The organism is Gordonia rubripertincta (assembly GCF_038024875.1).
Classification (GTDB): domain Bacteria; phylum Actinomycetota; class Actinomycetes; order Mycobacteriales; family Mycobacteriaceae; genus Gordonia; species Gordonia rubripertincta.
This window is the reverse complement of the sequence record NZ_CP136136.1, coordinates 3,967,225-3,981,502: the sequence shown is the minus strand read 5'-3', so window position 1 is coordinate 3,981,502 and position 14,278 is coordinate 3,967,225. Positions and strand designations below refer to the sequence as shown.

General features: G+C 66.5%; 10 protein-coding genes. 6 read left to right on the top strand and 4 right to left on the bottom strand.

Annotated features, from left to right (window positions below; translation table 11 throughout):
- Window positions 1–28: 28 nt before the first annotated feature.
- From RVF83_RS18070 to RVF83_RS18060, 3 genes are all read right to left on the bottom strand, one after another.
- On the bottom strand, window positions 29–895 hold the full coding sequence (locus RVF83_RS18070) for an LLM class F420-dependent oxidoreductase (RefSeq protein WP_005195057.1): 867 nt from the start codon (window positions 893–895) through the stop codon (window positions 29–31).
- A gap of 49 nt (window positions 896–944) precedes the next feature.
- A complete protein-coding gene (locus RVF83_RS18065) occupies window positions 945–1,835 on the bottom strand; it encodes a hypothetical protein (protein WP_039879934.1) in 891 nt (296 codons plus the stop codon).
- 78 nt (window positions 1,836–1,913) lie between these two features.
- Window positions 1,914–3,077 carry a beta-ketoacyl synthase N-terminal-like domain-containing protein gene (locus RVF83_RS18060; protein WP_005195055.1) on the bottom strand — a complete coding sequence of 388 codons (1,164 nt, stop codon included), beginning with the start codon at window positions 3,075–3,077 and terminating at the stop codon, window positions 1,914–1,916.
- Between the two features lie 291 nt (window positions 3,078–3,368).
- Between RVF83_RS18060 and RVF83_RS18055 the strand changes: the two genes are divergently transcribed.
- From RVF83_RS18055 to RVF83_RS18030, 6 genes are all read left to right on the top strand, one after another.
- On the top strand, window positions 3,369–5,837 hold the full coding sequence (locus RVF83_RS18055) for a sensor domain-containing protein (RefSeq protein ID WP_255220621.1): 2,469 nt from the start codon (window positions 3,369–3,371) through the stop codon (window positions 5,835–5,837).
- Between the two features lie 105 nt (window positions 5,838–5,942).
- Window positions 5,943–7,412, top strand: a complete 1,470-nt coding sequence (locus tag RVF83_RS18050; RefSeq protein WP_039879932.1) for a sugar porter family MFS transporter — start codon at window positions 5,943–5,945, stop codon at window positions 7,410–7,412.
- An 18-nt stretch (window positions 7,413–7,430) separates the two neighbouring features.
- Complete coding sequence (locus tag RVF83_RS18045; RefSeq protein WP_005195052.1) at window positions 7,431–8,444, top strand: NAD(P)H-dependent flavin oxidoreductase; 1,014 nt, start codon at window positions 7,431–7,433, stop codon at window positions 8,442–8,444.
- Between the two features lie 163 nt (window positions 8,445–8,607).
- A complete protein-coding gene (locus RVF83_RS18040; protein WP_279404837.1) occupies window positions 8,608–11,130 on the top strand; it encodes a serine/threonine-protein kinase in 2,523 nt (840 codons plus the stop codon).
- Between the two features lie 117 nt (window positions 11,131–11,247).
- Window positions 11,248–12,501 carry an IS256 family transposase gene (locus RVF83_RS18035; RefSeq protein ID WP_005199596.1) on the top strand — a complete coding sequence of 418 codons (1,254 nt, stop codon included), beginning with the start codon at window positions 11,248–11,250 and terminating at the stop codon, window positions 12,499–12,501.
- A 10-nt stretch (window positions 12,502–12,511) separates the two neighbouring features.
- Window positions 12,512–13,507, top strand: coding sequence for a serine/threonine protein kinase (locus tag RVF83_RS18030; RefSeq protein WP_341262035.1), 996 nt, complete (start codon window positions 12,512–12,514; stop codon window positions 13,505–13,507).
- Between the two features lie 12 nt (window positions 13,508–13,519).
- Here RVF83_RS18030 and RVF83_RS18025 read toward each other — a convergent pair whose 3' ends face one another.
- On the bottom strand, window positions 13,520–14,278 hold the full coding sequence (locus tag RVF83_RS18025) for an SDR family oxidoreductase (RefSeq protein ID WP_005201022.1): 759 nt from the start codon (window positions 14,276–14,278) through the stop codon (window positions 13,520–13,522).

Here is a 14,278-nt window from a genome sequence, read left to right as displayed (position 1 = left end):
AACGTCATACCGAGTGTCTAACCGGGGCTCAGTTCTGGCCGAGAGCCGCCGCGAGTCGACGCCACTGCTCCCGGGGGAAACCGCGGTGGTCTTTCTGCAGCACCTGGACGCACACGTGATCGGCGCCGGCGGAGCGGTGCTCGTCGATACGGCCCAGGACCGCCGACTCGTCACCCCAGACGATCAGGGCGTCGAACAGCCGGTCGCTGACCGTGGTGAGGTCCTCGTCGGTGAAGCCGAGGCGCCGAAGGTTGTTGGCGTAATTCGGCATGGCGAGGTAGCCCGTGAGCCATTTGGTGCCGATCGAGCGTGCCTCGTCGCGGTCGGCCGCGAAGATGGCGGTCTGCTCAGGTGCGAGAAGTGGCCCGGTGCCGAGGGTCTCACGGGCGGTCGCGGTGTGGTCGGGCGTCACCAGGTACGGATGCGCACCGAGAGTCCGGTCCGCGGCCAGTCCGAGCATCTTCGGTCCGAGAGCCGCGAGAATCCGGCTGTCGGCCGGGACCGGCTGCGGCGCCGAATCGAGTCCGTCGAGGAAGGCTCGGGTGGTGGCGAGCGGCTTCTGGTAGCGTCCGGCCTCCTGCGCGTCGATCAGCGGCGCGTGGCTGATACCAAGACCGAGCAGAAAGCGCGGGCCGAATTCCTCGGCGAAACTCGCGTGCGCAGCGGCGACGTCGTGCGGTTCGTGCATCCACATGTTGAGGATGCCGGTGGCGACCACGGTCCTCTCGGTGGCACCGAGCAGGCTGCGCACCGAGTCGAGAACCGGGCCACCGACATCGGGGATCCAGAGGGCGGTGAAGCCCAACTCGTCGAGTTCGGCTGCAGCTTCCGCGGCCTCCCCGGCGTCTCCGTAGCGTAGTGGCGAACTCCAGATTCCTACCCCGTCGAGATTCATGTTCTCGACACTACCGACGGCGCTCGCCGTGGGTGCGCGAGCACCGGATTCAGGCGCCGCTCGCTGCTTCCGGTGCCGACTGGGCCAGCCGGGCGTCGAAGGCAGTGGTCAGTTGCCGGAAGACCCGGATGCCGACCGCGCCGACGACGATGACGACTATCCCGACGACCATGCTCAACTCGTCGGTGAGCAGACCGGCGATACCGATCGCCAGCACATAACCGGGCACCCAGTCGAACAGGTGGAACATGCTCTGTGGTTTCTCGTCTGTCGGCCACCCCTCGCGGACGGCGGCGTGGTAGGTGGCGTAATCGGGATAAAACTCGGTGAAGGCGATGGCGAACACGGTGCCGCCGATCTGGATGATCCAGCCGGTCCAGAAGTTGTTCGAATCATCGAGGACGATGTCGCCGACAGCACCAGACACCGCGGCGACGCCGAATCCGATCACCCACGCCCAGGTGACGACGTAGTTGATCCGGAGAAACAGCGGGCTGTCCCAGGCCTCCTCGTCGACGGACTCCCGCGCGTACTGCAGGGTGAACGGTTGGCGGATCAAGATCGAGCCCAGCGCGAAGGTGACCAACGCGATGTTGGTCAACTCGCCGCCCCACTTCTCCAGCCAGTCGATGACCCCTGCCGACGCGAAGAGAGCCAGGGCCGCCATCGATCCGAAGTAGACGACGTCGAAGACTTCGAGGAGCTTGATCTTGGAGCCGCGTCGATGCCCGCCCACGACGAGCAACAACGACAGTGCGAAAGCCGAGGCCGCTGCTTCCTCGAAGCGGCCCGGGCCCGTCACCAGCGCCATCAAGATCCATGGCGACATACCTGCGAAGGGAGAGTTCAGAAATGCGGTGAGGACACGGCGCGCTCCCGAGTCCGGCCTGGTCCCCGTAGCCGGTCGGTCAGCAGCTGAGTTCTCCGGCGCGTTCGACATGCCTAAAATTGTGGGGCTTCGCTGAGAGTTCCGCATGGATCTGGCCAGATGCATTCGAAAGCGCAACAATCCGCGCGGTCAGACCTGGGGCGCGATCACCACCGCCGAGTTGTGGCCGCCCATGCCCAGCGAGGTTTTCAGTGTGGGTCCCGCTTCGAGCGGCGAGAGGCCGTCCAGCAATTGCGGGATCCCGTCGGAAACCCTGGGTGTCGCCGGGATCTGGCCGCGGTCGTATCCGAGGAGCGACGCGGCCAACTCGACCGCACCCGCCGCACCCTGGCAGTGCCCGGCAAGGGGTTTGACGGAGAACACCTCGCTGTTGGGCAGCATCGTCTCCGCGATCGTCGCCTCGGCGCGGTCACATTGCCGCGTGCCGGGGCCGTGGGCGTTGAGGTAGCGGATCTCGTCACCGGCGACACCGGTGGTCGAGAGCGCCTGTTCCACGCAGCCCACCACATTGGTGAGCTGGGGATCGATCGACGTGACGTGATAGGCGTCGTGGGACATGGCTCCGCCCAACACATCTGCGTAACCCTCTGTCGCACGGTTGGTCATCGTGAAGGCGACGGCCGCTTCGCCGAACGTGAAGCCGCGGCTGCCGTCCTGGAACGGACGGCAGGCGTCGAGTGCGTCGGTGTCGGTGATGGCGACGCCGAGTTGGACGAACATGCCGACCACCTCCGGCTTGGCCGAGAGATCCGTTGCGACGACCAGAACGTCGTCGACGAGATCGGCGTCCAGCCACGACTTCGCGGTCACGATCGCCGCCGAACCGGAGGTGCACATCGCCGACACATTCAGCGCCGGACCGTGAAAGCCGTACTCCTGCATCAGCAACGACACGGGCGTCGACGGTGTCACCGACAGGTACTGCCGACCGGAGTACTGCCCGACACCGGAGGTCACCATCGGATACATGTCGAGATCGCCGAGCACACACGCATGTACCAAACCGACGCGCGAACCCGGACGCCAGCCGCGTTCGGCGGCATCTTCGATGGCTTCGCGCGCCGCACTTCGCATCGCGCGCGCGAAGCGGGTGTTGCCGTCGGCCTGGTCGCCCCCCTCCGGCACGCGCACGATCCACCCCGGACCGACGTCGTCTCCGGAACCGAATCCGAAGCCCTCGTGCAACGCGGCCGCGGACTTACCCGAGACGAGGCCGTCCCACAGCGCCTCTCGGCCCCAGCCGTATCCGGTCACGGCCCCCACACCGGAAACTGTCGATCGATGATTCGTCATTGGTGAACCCTCTTCATGGATTGGAATTTTTGCAGTTTTGCGAGGTCATCTGACCGAACGCCACCTCAAGAATCCCCCAGAAAGCGGCATTCGACTCATTTCTCGACGGGTGGGGCCTCCGATTCGACTTTGGCACGACTCTGCGTCGGTTTGGCCCACCCCACACCCCCTGTTTGGGGGAACATGGACGCCGGGGGTTGGAGCAGGGCGGGGGGAGGGACTGACGCAGTGCCGGAATCGACGCCTACGGACGGTGGCCACAGTGATCTCGTCGCGCCGCATGCCGAGCCCATGACCCGATCCAGCGACGCCGCGGTGGCCGAACGCTATCGTCTTCTCCTCGAACTCAGCCCGGACGCGATCGCTGTGCACCAGGACGGCCTCATCGTGTACGTGAACTCCGCCGCGCTCGACTTCGCCAGGCTCACCGATCGGGACGAGATGCTCGGCCGCCCGATCACCGATTTCGTCCACCCCGACGAACTCCCGCACATGATCGAGCGGATAGTCAGCATGGGCGACGAAGCCGGCGCGGCGACCTATCCGGAGGAAGTCGTGATGGTCGATGCCCACGGGGTGTCGCGGCCAATGGAGGTCACCTCGGTTCGCACCGTCTGGCACGACAAGCCCGCGTATCAGGTGATCTTGCGCGACATCACCGCACAGAAGGCCATCGATGCGGCGCTGCGTCGGCAGGCGGCATTGCTCGACCACGTCAGCAACGCCGTGATCGCCGTGGACACGAGCATGACGGTGCGGTCGTGGAATCCCGCGGCGGAGCAGCTGTACGGCATCACCGCCGGCGACGCCGTGGGCCGCGAGCTGGGTTCGGTCGCCGGCGGCAATCTCGACGTCCAGGCCGCCGTGGCACTGGGAGGGACCGTCGACCAGCTCCACCGCCGCGCCGACAACGACCGAACCTTCCTCGCCCACATCTCGGTGACATCTATGGACGACGGTTTCCTGATCGTCGCCGAGCCCACGCGCAGACCGCTGATCGAACGCCTGGGCACCATCCTCGCCGCCCTCCACCAGGCGGTCATCGTGGTGCGCGCGGACGGTGGGATCGAGCTCGCGAATCCCGCGGCCGCCACCATGCTCGGCCCCCAGGCAGTCCCTGGTTCCTTCGTGCACGATCTGCCGCTCGACTTCGTAGACGGCGAGTCACCGATTGTCCGCTGCCTGCGGACGAGAACTGCCGTCACCGATGCCACGGCGACGATCAACACACCCGGCGGCGAACGGTGGTTGTCGTGCAGCTGCCGGCCGATCGACGACGACACCTCGGAAGCAGTCGTACTGGTGTCCTTCGCCGACATCACCGAGCGGTACCGCGAGCGGACCCGGCTGGCGTGGGACGCGGTCCACGATCCGCTGACCCGGCTGTACAACCGGGCCGGCATCCTCAAGGAACTCGAGTCGCACATGGATGCACTCGGTGATCACGACACCGATTGCGTCGCAATTTATTACATCGATCTCGACAACTTCAAACTCGTCAACGACTCGCTCGGTCACGCCGTCGGCAACGAGGTCTTGCACACCGTCGCCCAACGCCTTGCGGGTGCGACGCCCGGGAAGGGCGCGGTGGGGCGGATCGGGGGAGACGAGTTCGTCCTGGTCACGACCCACCCGAAGGCGGACACAACGGCGGAGATCGACCGCCAGATCGAGTCGATACGCGCCGCGATCAGACCGCCGGTCAGCGTGACCGACCGCAGCGAACCCCTGACGGTGCGGGTGAGCATCGGCGTCGCCACCGTGGCCGCCGGCGACCGCTCCACCCCGGCGGACCTCCTTCGTGACGCCGACATCGCTCTGTATCAGGCGCGCAAGGCATCTCGGGAACCGTATGTCCGGTTCCGAACACATCATCGCGAGGAGCTCCAGCGCCGCCAACGGATCGAGGAGGAACTGCGGCGGGCGCTGGCCTCCGATCCTTCACAGTTGGAGATCCATTACCAGCCGATCGTCTCCACCGAGAGCGGAACACTCGTCGCGCTCGAGGCCCTCTTGCGGTGGAACCATCCCGATCTCGGTGCCATCCCGCCTGCCGAGTTCATCCCCCTGGCAGAGCAATCCACGCTCATCGACAAGGTCGGCACCCATGTCCTCGCCACGGCGTGCGCCGAGGTGGCCGGGGCACCGCAACTACGGCAGGTCATGTTGTGCGTCAATGCCTCCCGGCGCGAACTCACCAACGAGGAGTTCCTCCGCCGTCTCCGCGACACGTGTTCGCAGACCGGCATGAATCCCCGCTCCTTGTGCCTGGAGATCACCGAGAGCGCACTCGCGCCGCTGGAGAGCGGTCTGCTGAACCTGCTCGTCGACATCCGGGCTCTCGGCATCAGCATCTCGCTCGACGACTTCGGCACCGGCGCTTCCTCACTCAGCGAGCTGTACCGCCTGCCGGTCGGCATTCTGAAAACCGCCAAGGCATTCGTCGACGCCCTCGGGGAGAATCCGAACGCCCGCACGATCCTCGCCGGCATCGTCGACGTCGCCCACGCGGTGGGGGTCCGCGTGATCGCAGAGGGGGTCGAGACCGCTGACCAGGCAGCGACGATCGCGGCCGTCGGCTGCGACCTCGCGCAGGGATTTCACTACGGCCGACCGATGCCGCTCGCGGAGATCCTGACCGGGAGTCCGGCGATCTCGGCCATGTCGGAACCGCCGGACGACGCCCGACCTGCCGATCCAGATCAGATCGATACCGACGCGTGCTCGGATGTGCGCCGTCCGGCCTCGCCGCCCGAGTAGATTGAGCGCGAAAACGTCGGAGACGACGACCATGCAACCGGACAGCGAGGTCACGGACATGTCCCAGGATTCGTGCTGCACCACATCTGCGATCGGGGCCATGTGATGGCCGACGCGCAGCAGCGAGAGATCGCCGAGCAACACACCGCGAAGGTCATCGGTGTCACCGTCGCCGCGGCCGTCGGCGGCTTCCTCTTCGGCTTCGACAGTTCCGTGGTCAACGGCGCCGTCGACTCGATCGAATCGAATTTCGGTCTCGGCAAACTGATGACGGGCTTCGCTGTCGCGATCGCCCTGTTGGGCTGTGCACTCGGCGCCTGGTTCGCCGGACGGCTGGCCGACGTCTGGGGCCGCAAGCGGGTGATGCTGCTCGGCTCGGCACTGTTCACCATCTCGGCGATCGGCACCGCCTACACCCAGACGATCCCGGATCTGCTGCTCTGGCGCGTTCTCGGCGGTATCGGTATCGGCATCGCGTCGGTGATCGCGCCGGCCTACATCTCCGAGATCGCGCCCGCCCGCTATCGCGGCGCGCTCGCCTCGATGCAGCAACTGGCCATCACCATGGGTATCTTCGCGGCTCTGCTGTCGGATGCAGTTCTCGCCGACACCGCCGGGAGCGCGTCGAATGATCTCTGGTGGGGTCTGGAAGCCTGGCGTTGGATGTTCCTCGTCGGCGTCATACCCGCTGTCGTCTATGGCCTACTCGCGCTGCTGATCCCCGAATCACCGCGATACCTGGTGGGCCGCAACCGCGATGAGGAAGCCGCGCGCATCCTCCAGACAGTGACCGGCGAGAGCAACCCGCTCGACCGGGTCAAGGAGATCAAGCTCACCGTCAAGCGGGAGTCCAAGAGCTCGATAAAGGACATCACCGGCCCGTCGTTCGGGCTTCACCCGCTGGTGTGGGTCGGCATCTGGCTCGCGGTCTTCCAGCAATTCGTCGGCATCAACGCGATCTTCTACTACTCGACGACGCTCTGGCAGTCGGTCGGGTTCTCCGAGAGCGACTCGTTCAAGACGTCGGTGATCACGGCGGTCATCAACGTCGGAATGACCTTCGTGGCGATCCTGTTTGTCGACCGGATCGGCCGTCGGAAGCTGCTGCTGGCCGGATCCGTGGGCATGTTCATCGGCCTGCTGATGGCGTGCGTGGCCTTCACCCAGCAGATCGGTGAGGGCGAGAACGTGTCGCTGCCCGACCCGTGGGGCGTGATCGCACTGATCGGCGCCAACCTGTTCGTCGTCGCGTTCGCAGCCACCTGGGGACCGGTGATGTGGGTGATGCTGGGGGAGATGTTCCCGAACCGCATCCGTGGGGTCGCGCTCGGCGTGTGTACCGCGGTGAACTGGCTTGCCAACTTCACCATCTCGATGCTGTTCCCCCCGATGACCGAGGCCGTCGGACTCGGAATCATCTACGGCTTCTTCGCCTTCTGTGCCGCGGCGTCCTTCATCTACGTCTTCAAGAAGGTCGAGGAGACCAAGGGGCTGGAACTCGAGGACATGGATTCGGTCGCCGAATCCCGGTTGTCCAGGCTGGCCGCCTCCCGCGAGACGACCGAGAAGGCATGACGGTGGGAGCATCGGCCCATGGCTGACCTTCGTGACCTCGCCGTGCCGGTCGTCGGGGCGCCGATGGCCGGCGGGCCGACCACGCCCGAGCTGGTGGTCGCCGTCGGTCATGCCGGGGGACTCGGCCAGTTGGCAGCCGGGTACCTGTCACCCGAGCGGGTGGCGGTCGACATCGCCGCCGTACGCGCCGGCGGCGTCGACACCTTCGGGGTCAACATCTTCGTCCCCGAATCCGAGCCGGTGGATCGGGACGCCGTGGCCCGTTACCGAGACCGTCTGCTCGACTACGCCGCATCACTCGACGTCCAGTTGCCCGCTCTCGATGAACTCGGCGATGACGACGACCACTTCGACGCGAAGATCGCGTTGATGTGCGACGAGCGGATCCCGGTCGTCTCCTTCGCCTTCGGCTGCCCGCCTGCGGCTGCGGTCGCCGAACTACGACGACACGGGTGCAGCGTCGGGGTCACGATCACCACCGCGGACGACGCGGTCGGAGCGGCCGACGTCGGCGCCGACTGGCTCTGCGTGCAGGGGCCCGACGCCGGCGGCCATCGCTCTGTCTTCGACCGCCGGACCGAACCTCCCACCGAGCCCCTCGACGATCTGCTCGAGGCGGTGCGTGCACGCGTAGCACTTCCGTTGGTGGCCGCCGGGGGAGTCGCGACCCCTGATCGAGCAGACCAGCTGCGGTCGTCCGGGGCGGCGGCCGTCCAAGTGGGCACCCTGCTGCTGCGTACCCTGGAGGCCGGCACGAAGCCGGCACACGCCGATGCCCTGGCCGATCCGGCGCGCACCGGGACGGTGGTGACCCGTGCGTTCAGCGGACGTCCAGCGCGAGCGCTGCGCAACCGCTTCACCGACGAGTTCTCCGCGGCCGCGGTCGCCGAGTATCCGGCGGTCAACAAGCTCACCGGCGGCATCCGCCGCGCGGCGGCCACCGATCCCGACGTCATCAACCTCTGGGCCGGAACCGGTTTCCGCGAGGCCGTCGTCGAGTCCGCGACGGAAACGATTCGCCGTCTCGGCTGATCCATGTCGCGGCCGTCGCCCGGCCCCGACGCCTAGACTTGTGGCACGACCCGAGGGGATGCCATGACCGAGCCTGCGATGCAGCAGTCGGCGGATCCGGACATCGTGAGTCCGTGCGACCGGCCGCGATCGATGACGCCACGATCCGACCCCTAGGACGACGATGGCCCGTCGAGCAGTCACGAGACCCCCCGATCCCCCCTCCCGGGAGATCGCGGACGATCTGAGCGCCGCCGGCTTCACCGACGCCCGTGTCGCGGGACGTGGCGGTTTCGGGGTCGTTTACCGATGCCGCCAGCCCGCGCTCGACCGCGAGGTGGCGGTCAAGGTGCTGCGGACCGGCGGTGTCGAGACCGACCGGGTGCGGTTCCTGCGTGAGCAGCAGGCGATGGGACGCCTATCAGGGCATCCCAACATCGTCCACATCCTCGAGGCCGGGGTGACGCGATCAGGGTTCCCGTTCATCGTGATGCCCTTCCACGTTCGTGGTTCCCTCGACACCCGGCTCCGCAGGCGGGGACGATGCGACGTCGCCGATGTCCTCGACCTCGGTATCAAGATGGCCGGTGCTCTGGAGATCTCGCACCGGGCCAGCGTTCTGCACCGAGACCTGAAGCCGTCGAACATCCTGCTCACCGAGTACGGGCAACCCCAACTGACGGACTTCGGCATCGCCCGCCTCGCCGATCGGGAGGACACCAGCCGCGGGCTGGTCCTCGGCACGCCCGCCTACACGGCACCCGAGGTGCTGCGCGGCGATCCTCCGTCGGTGTCCTCGGACGTGTACGGACTCGGTGCCACGCTCTACGCCGCCCTGACCGGCCGGCCGGCGTACGGGCGGCGCAAGAACGAGGACCTGGTCGCCCAGCTCCTGCGGATCACCACCGATCCCCTTCCGGACCTGCGCGCTCAGGGGGTACCGGAACCGGTGTGGGCGGCTATCGCGAGGTCGGTGGCCCGTCCACCATCAGATCGCTATGCGACCGCACTCGAGTTCGGCGAGGCACTGCGGCAGGCCGGCCTCGAACTCGGTCTTCCCGTCGCCGACGTGCCCGTGCCGCTTCTCGCCGACATCGACGGTCCCTCACGGATCGACACCGATTCGTCGATGGACACCTCGGGGTATCTACATCTCGACAGTCCCGGCAGCACATCGGATTCGGGGCGTCCGCCCGTGGTCACCACCAAGTACCGGCCGCCGGTCATGGCCCACCCGATGGTTCCGCGGACCCGGTTGCTTGCGCGGCTGGCCATCGACAATCGGGCACGTGTCATCCTCATCCACGGGCCGGCGGGCTATGGGAAGACCGTTCTGGCGATTCAGTACGTACAGGCGGCCGAGGCCACCGCGGGCAAGACCGTGTGGTTGGCGATCGACGAGGACGACAACACTCCGGCATGGTTTCTGTCGCACCTCGTCGACGCGATCAGCGTGGCGCTTCCGGGTCTGGGGACCGAGCTCACCCGCACGCTGGAGGAGTACGGCGAGGGCGTGGAGCGCTATGTGCTGACAACTCTGATCAACCGGGCCCACACGACCGACGAACACATCCGCGTCGTGCTCGACGACTGGCACCGGATCACTGATCCGGCGAGCCGGGCGATCGCACTGTTCCTGATCGACAACGGTTGCCACCACCTGCAGCTCGTCGTCACCAGTCGCACGCACCTGCATCTGCCGCTCAGCCGTCTCAGGGTGAAGAACGAGCTGATCGAGATCAACGCCACGGCATTGCGTTTCGACATCGACGAGTCGCGTGAGCTGCTCAGCAGGGGAACCGGGCTGTCGATCGATGACACCGACGTGGCCGAACTCGAGGAGACCACTGACGGCTGGGTGGCCGCCCTGCAGCTGGCGTCGCTGGCGCTCCGCGAACACCACGATCCCCGCGCAGCGATTCGCCAGTTCTCGGCCAATCATCGCGAACTCAGAACGTACCTCGCCGAGAACGTCCTCGACAGCCTCGACCCGGACCTCCTCGACTTCCTCTTGGCGACCTCGATCAGCGAACAGATCTGTGCGTCGCTCGCGACGGCGCTGACGGGTCGCCGCCACACCCAGAGCGTGCTGGAGGACATCGAGGAACGCGACCTCTTCCTCACCCGACTCGACCCCGACGGACAGTGGTTCCGCTATCACCATCTGTTCGCCGGCTTCCTCCGTCTCCGACTCGAACACCAGGAGCCCGATCGGTGCGATGAACTCCATCGGCGCGCAGCGGAGTGGTTCGTCCAGCGGCGGATGTTCAGCCCGGCCGTCGATCATTTCCTCGCTGCCGGAGACGAAACGGAGGCGACCGGCCTGGTCGAGCGCGAGGGCATGAACATGTTCGAGCAGTCCAAGATGAGCACCGTGCTCGGCCTTGCCGCCAAACTCCCGGTGGCCACGCGCGGACAGCGACCCCAGCTCGAACTTGCCATTGCCTGGGCGCATGCGCTTCTTCATCACCGGGCGCAGGCGAACGCGGCGCTCGCGTCCATCGAAGCCGTACTCCCATCCGTTTCCCGCGCCGACGCCGACGACATCCGCGCCGAAACTGCACTCATCCGTGCAGGGATGACCGTTCTCGACGATCAACTCGACGGCCTCGACGAGGCTCTCGAAGCGTGCATGGTGCGCGCCGACAGCCTGCGTCCGTGGATCCTCTCCGGCGTCGCCGCGCTCGCTTCGAGTAGTGCCCCATAGAGTGGTGTAACTCGGTGGCCGAGATCGTGTCTGACGCTGTGTTGTTGACCGATGCAAAGCGGCCACCGCGTGATCCTTCGAGTCAACCTTCCACAGAATCCTCGAGGAGTCATCGCGATGACCGCACCCCATATTGTCGACCCTGCCGGCCTACTCGGCCAAGCCCTCGCAGACGCGTCGCCGGATCTGATGCGCGAACTGCTACAGACTATGATCAACGCCCTGCTCTCGGCGGATGCCGACGCCGTGTGCGGTGCCGAATGGAACGCACGATCTTCCGAACGCACCAACCGCCGCAACGGCTACCGTCACCGCCCCCTCGACACCCGGGTCGGCACCGTCGACGTCGCCATTCCGAAGCTACGCTCGGGCAGCTACTTTCCCGAGTGGCTCCTCGAACGTCGCAAGCGGGCCGAGTCAGCGCTGATCACCGTCGTGGCCGACTGCTACCTGGCCGGTGTATCGACCCGCCGGATGGACAAACTGGTCAAGACACTCGGCATCGACTCACTGTCGAAGTCGCAGGTCTCACGCATGGCCGAAGACCTCGACGAGCAGGTCGCCGCATTCCGGCACCGCCGCCTCGACGAAGCCGGACCGTTCACCTTCGTCACCGCCGATGCGTTGACGATCAAAGTTCGTGAGAACAAGCAGGTCGTCAAGGCCGTCGTGCTGCTGGCGACCGGCGTCAATGGCGACGGCCACCGCGAGGTGTTGGGCATGCAGGTGGCCACCAGTGAGACCAAGGCATCGTGGAACACCTTCTTCGCCGACCTGGTGGCCCGCGGCCTGGGCGGGGTGCGCTTGGTGACCTCCGATGCTCATGCCGGGCTCATCGAGGCGATCGCAGCGAACCTGCCCGGCGCGGTATGGCAGCGCTGCCGCACCCACTACGCCGCCAACCTCATGGCAGTGTGCCCCAAGTCCATGTGGCCGGCGGTAAAAGCGATGCTGCACAGCGTGTATGACCAGCCCACCGCCACCGCGGTGCACGAGCAGTTCGACCGGCTCCTCGAATACACCGACGGCCGATTGCCCGAGGTCGCCGACCACCTCGGCGACGCCCGCGAGGACCTGCTCGCCTTCACCGGGTTCCCCGACGACGTGTGGCGCCAGATCTGGTCTAACAACCCCACCGAACGGCTCAACCGCGAGATCCGCCGCCGCACCGACGTTGTGGGCATCTTCCCCAACCGCGACGCCATCATCCGCCTCATCGGCGCCGTCCTGGCCGAACAGACCGACGAATGGGCCGAAGGCCGCCGCTACCTCGGACTCGAAGTCCTCAGCCGCTGCCGACTTACCCTGACCACCGACACCCCAACACCGACGGAGGCGACCACCGATCCACTGATGCAACTACCCGCCTGACCCCCGAAGGATCAGAAACGAGTTACACCACTACTCGGGGCTTGACCTCGCTTCGTTCTGCGAGATCCAACGTTTCGCGTATGAGGAGGCGCGGGAGTGGCAACGCTGGGCCCGTCCGCATCACCGCCGGACGACAGGCCCGTTCAGCGTCATCTACGGGTACATTCTCGGCGGCGTGGCGGCTCGGGAACAGCTGGACTTCGACGCCGCAGAGGCCTCGTTCCGGCACGCGATGAATCTCGCTCGCAGCTCCGACGAGGACGAGTCCTACGGATCCCGGCTCAGTGGCGCGCTCCTCGGTGAGTTGTTGTACGAACGAGGCGATGTGGAAGCTGCACAACGGCTGCTCGACGACACCTACAACCTGGGCGCCGAGGGCGGCATAGTCGAGATCATGCTAGCCACCCATGTCGTCGGTGCACGCGTGAAACATGCTCTCGGACAGGATGATCAGGCCTCGCAGCGACTGGACGAGGGTGAACGGCTGGCGCAGGCCCTGAATCTTCCGCGGATGGCCGCCCACATCACGGCCGAGCGTCTGCGATCGGGAATCGGCGTGGCGACGCTGTCCGCGAACTCATTCCCGCCGGAGATGCCGCGCGACCTCCCGAACGGAATCGTCCAGGTCACCGCCGAGAAGACCGAAGAGGCCGCCATCCGCGCGCTGCTGGCCGTCGGCACCCACGACGCCCGCCGCGCCGCGTGCCGTCGGGCGCGTGCCCTCACCGAATCGATCGACGCGAACACCCGGCCGCGAGCGGAACTCAACGCCCGATTGTTACTCACCGAGTGCGTCGCGGCGAGCGGATCGACCGCCGAGGCAGAGGAACTGCTGCTTCCGATCCTCGATAGGTGTGCTCGGCTGGGTCTGGTGCAGCCCGTACTCGACGCGGGACCCGCTGTGCGACAGCTCGTCCGTAGACTCGGCACGACGGGCCGCGGGGAGGTCGATCCTGCCGTGGTCCCGTTCCTCGACAGGTTGCATTCGACGCCGCGCGCGGAGTGACGGCCTGCGAGGTCAGTGCGGGTCGAGCCGGTTCAGCGTTGCGACGACGTCGGCGTAGTCACCACGTGACTCGGCGTGACGAAGGAACTCGACCCGTTCGACCCGGATCTCGGTGGCATCCGGCTGTGTGTCGATCAGCTCGATCACCTCGGTCACGAAATCATCGAGAGGCATGGCGAATTCGCTGTCACGCTGTCCCGGCATCAGATCGGTGCGGACCGCGGGCGGTACGAGCTCGACGACCTCGACCGTGGTTCCGTCGAGCTGCAGTCGGAGAGACTCGCTGAGCATGTGGATGGCCGCCTTGGTGGCGTTGTAGGTCGGCGTCACCCGCAGCGGGGTGAAGGCCAGACCCGACGAGACGGTCATGATCGTGGCGTGCGGACGTGCCTGCAGGTGCTCGATGAACGCGCCGATCAAGCGGATCGGTCCGAGCAGGTTGGTGGTGACGGTCGCCTCGGCGGTTGCAAGGAATCCGGCCGAGGAGGACCAGTCCTCGGTGCGCATGATGCCTGCCATCGTGACGAGCACGTTCAGATCGGGATGGTCGGCGATCACGGATGCGGCTGCGTCGTCGATGCTGTCGGGGTCGGTGGTGTCGATGGCGACGGTGTCGATATCAGGGTGTTCGGTGCGAATCTGTTCGAGGAGTTCGGTACGCCGACCACCGACGATGACGGTGTTGCCTCTCTGCTGGAAGCGGAGGGCCAATGCGAGGCCGATGCCGCTGGTGGCGCCGGGGATGAAGATGGTGTTTCCGGTGATGTTCAT

Bases quoted from the DNA above. Each gene is read 5' to 3' on its own strand.
- RVF83_RS18070 (WP_005195057.1), bottom strand. From the start codon at position 895: ATGAATCTCGACGGGGTAGGAATCTGGAGTTCGCCACTACGCTACGGA.
- RVF83_RS18065 (WP_039879934.1), bottom strand. From the start codon at position 1,835: ATGTCGAACGCGCCGGAGAACTCAGCTGCTGACCGACCGGCTACGGGG.
- RVF83_RS18060 (WP_005195055.1), bottom strand. From the start codon at position 3,077: ATGACGAATCATCGATCGACAGTTTCCGGTGTGGGGGCCGTGACCGGA.
- RVF83_RS18055 (WP_255220621.1), top strand. From the start codon at position 3,369: ATGACCCGATCCAGCGACGCCGCGGTGGCCGAACGCTATCGTCTTCTC.
- RVF83_RS18050 (WP_039879932.1), top strand. From the start codon at position 5,943: ATGGCCGACGCGCAGCAGCGAGAGATCGCCGAGCAACACACCGCGAAG.
- RVF83_RS18045 (WP_005195052.1), top strand. From the start codon at position 7,431: ATGGCTGACCTTCGTGACCTCGCCGTGCCGGTCGTCGGGGCGCCGATG.
- RVF83_RS18040 (WP_279404837.1), top strand. From the start codon at position 8,608: ATGGCCCGTCGAGCAGTCACGAGACCCCCCGATCCCCCCTCCCGGGAG.
- RVF83_RS18035 (WP_005199596.1), top strand. From the start codon at position 11,248: ATGACCGCACCCCATATTGTCGACCCTGCCGGCCTACTCGGCCAAGCC.
- RVF83_RS18025 (WP_005201022.1), bottom strand. From the start codon at position 14,278: ATGAACATCACCGGAAACACCATCTTCATCCCCGGCGCCACCAGCGGC.